Raw genomic sequence first — 2,763 nt, forward strand, 5'->3', positions numbered from 1 at the left:
CTGTATTCTCTGTTGAATCCGTAGAGATGTCAGGTGTGACTTGAGTAGGGAACGCAAATTGCTTGCCAAACTAATACTATAGTGAATAGATTACGATAAATCGTCGGATATTTGACCTGAAGACAGAGAGTGGTACCAGACTGTGCAGAGAAACAGGCAACCAACTGCGAAACGAAACGCACCACGATCGGGGGTTGTTGTGCTGGAATTGATTCTGGCAACGCCTGCGTTCCTGATCATCATGCTGGCGATCGTTGAAATATCACTCATCTACGTGGCGATCGAGCAGACCGCGTATGCCAGTCGTTATGCCGCCAAGATTGCTTCTGAAACACCAGGGGGCTCGATCAACGCTTTGAATACAGGCCCATTGAAAACCAGTGTAGACCGAGTGTTGAATACGGGAGGATTGCCACTGGGAAGTTGCCGGGTTATTTTGGAACATAATGTCAGTGTGCCGACAACGATTAACGATCCTGTTGTGGCAGCACCTAATTGTGACTGCACTCCGCCTGTTACCAGTCTGCCTGTCGTGGCAGGATCGGTAACGACTGAGTCGGTTCGTACGACAGTCTGTGTCCCCTTGGACGGAAATATTCCCGATTTTTTATCCAGCTTTGGTTTTTCGATTCAAAATTATGTCGTTGAAGAATCTACGACGTTTTCGTACGAACTCTAAACCGACAGAGACCGCCTGCTGAAGTGCATTTGATTTTTTTTGCTTAGACTGACACATGACCTATGAAACGAATTGATTCAAATAGAGATACTCTTCATCAGAATCGTCGCGGGATCGCCATTCTCTGGCTGGTGATTTGGGGATCTTTGTTTATGACTTTTTTCTGTGTCGTTCTGGAAATTGCCACGTTGTGGCAGGCCCAGGTTGAAGTCAATAATTGCCTCGATGCAGCAGCGCTGGCTGCGGTGAATGAGTGGGAAGCCAGTGGAAGTGGTTCAACTCAGATTCCTCGCAATGTGGGGATCGCTTATGCCGCCGCCAATCCGATTCTCGGTTCTACCTTGACATTGACGGATAATTACAATCCTGGCAATTTACCGAATGAAAATAATACCTGTTTCGGAAATTTTGTGTTTGGCGGATTAACGTCTCTGACTCCTCCCTTTACGTTTGACGCGGGAGCAGATGTCACCGTTGTCGGGGTCGCGCCTGCGGTCAGAGCACAAGCTACAGTCCCCGTCCAGGGATTTTGCAGTGCGTTATTTGGATTTTCGTTTCTCAACGTCTCCGCATCATCAACGGCTTATTTCGACATTGGTAGCGGGCAACCCGCTCTTGCCAGAATTACAACTTACACCTGTCCTTAACCTCTGGTGTTTCAAGTATTGAATTGAGTCCGGTTGAACGAACTCATTCACCGGTTCTGGCCTGCTGACTCATACCATCTTTAAAATCGGGCTTTGCCATCACCGGGAGCAGGGTTCTTTTTTGGCGCTTTACCCGATGGTTTCCAGAGGGGATCAGGTGTGTGTGCTTCCTGCATCATCGCTTCCATTTTTTTGACGATGTCCGGATGCTGGTCCGCCAGATTCGTTCCTTCTCCTAAGTCTTCTTCAAGATCAAAAAGTTCTGTAGGGCCGGTCAGCATCGGCATGCGGACTGCTTTCCATTGACCCCAGCGGGCAGCCTGCTTGCCCCCCTGTTCATAAAATTCCCAGTACAGAAAGCCGTGTTGCTGTTGCTGCTGCGGTTTTCCGGTGAGAGTGGGAGCAATGCTGACGCTGTCCAGACCGTCCGGGCAGGGAACACCCGCCAGATCTGCAGCAGTTGCCATTAAATCGCCGAAGTAGCCAATGTGATCGGAGACCCTATCGGCTGGCGTTGTTCCCGGCCAGTAAGCGATAAAAGGTACGCGGATGCCTCCTTCGTAGAGATCGCGTTTCATACCCCTGAGCGGGCCGTTGGCATCGAAGAATTCAGGATCATTGCCCCCCTCCCGATGATGGCCGTTATCAGAACTGAAAATGACCAGCGTATTTTTATCAATGTTCAATTCCTTGAGACGATCCAGAATCTGACCGACGCCGGTATCCATCAGCGTGATCATGGCGGCTTGACCCTTGTCCGGTTTTTTCCAGTCTTTGTTTTCATAAATACCGTAATCGGGAACTTCCTGACCGTCGCCGACTTTTCTGCCTGCTTCATTATTCGCGTGAGGAATCGTGAGCGCGACGTACAAAAAGAATGGCTGCTTGGCACTCTGGTCAATAAAGCGGAGCGCTTCCTGCATGATCAGATCATGCGAGTAATCGACTTTTTTCGTGGCGACACCTCCCAGGCGATCCGTTCCCGCAGGACCTTTGGAAATCGTGCCGGGATCGACGATATTTCTCAGTTTGACTTTCTCCCCATTTTTCCAGAGGAATTCCGGGTAATAATTGTGGGCATTATGCTGATTCAGATAACCATAAAAATAATCGAAGCCCTGCAGATTGGGCACGCCTTGTGTACCTGCCTCACCCACGCCCCACTTCCCCGTTAACGCCGTTTTGTAACCGGCCTGTTTGAGGAGTTCTGCGACGGTGACATCGTCGGGCTTGAGTGACTGGTTCTCTTTGACCCAGGTATTTCCTCTCACGCGGCCGTGCCCCATGTGCAGTCCGGTCATCAACACACAACGGGAAGGGGCACATACTGTAGCGCCGGCATACATCTGACTGAATTTCATGCCATCCGCGGCCATCTGGTCGATGCGAGGCGTTTTGATTTTTTCCTGTCCGTAACAACCCAGGTCACCGTATCCC

Annotated in this window: 3 protein-coding genes; 2 read left to right on the plus strand and 1 reads right to left on the minus strand. The window is 50.2% G+C overall.

Annotated elements, in window-relative coordinates:
• The first annotated feature begins 199 nt into the window (after positions 1 to 199).
• Positions 200 to 679: a TadE family protein gene (locus Q0294_RS15665; RefSeq protein ID WP_299467320.1), complete on the plus strand. Its 480-nt coding sequence runs from the start codon at positions 200 to 202 to the stop codon at positions 677 to 679.
• A gap of 152 nt (positions 680 to 831) precedes the next feature.
• A complete protein-coding gene (locus Q0294_RS15670; RefSeq protein ID WP_299467322.1) occupies positions 832 to 1,326 on the plus strand; it encodes a hypothetical protein in 495 nt (164 codons plus the stop codon).
• Positions 1,327 to 1,406: 80 nt separating this feature from the next.
• Here the strand turns inward: Q0294_RS15670 and Q0294_RS15675 are convergent.
• Positions 1,407 to 2,763: arylsulfatase (locus Q0294_RS15675; RefSeq protein WP_299467324.1), on the minus strand; the 1,357-nt coding region annotated here is incomplete at its 5' end.

It is taken from the genome of uncultured Gimesia sp. (assembly GCF_937919775.1).
In the GTDB taxonomy this organism is placed as follows: domain Bacteria; phylum Planctomycetota; class Planctomycetia; order Planctomycetales; family Planctomycetaceae; genus Gimesia.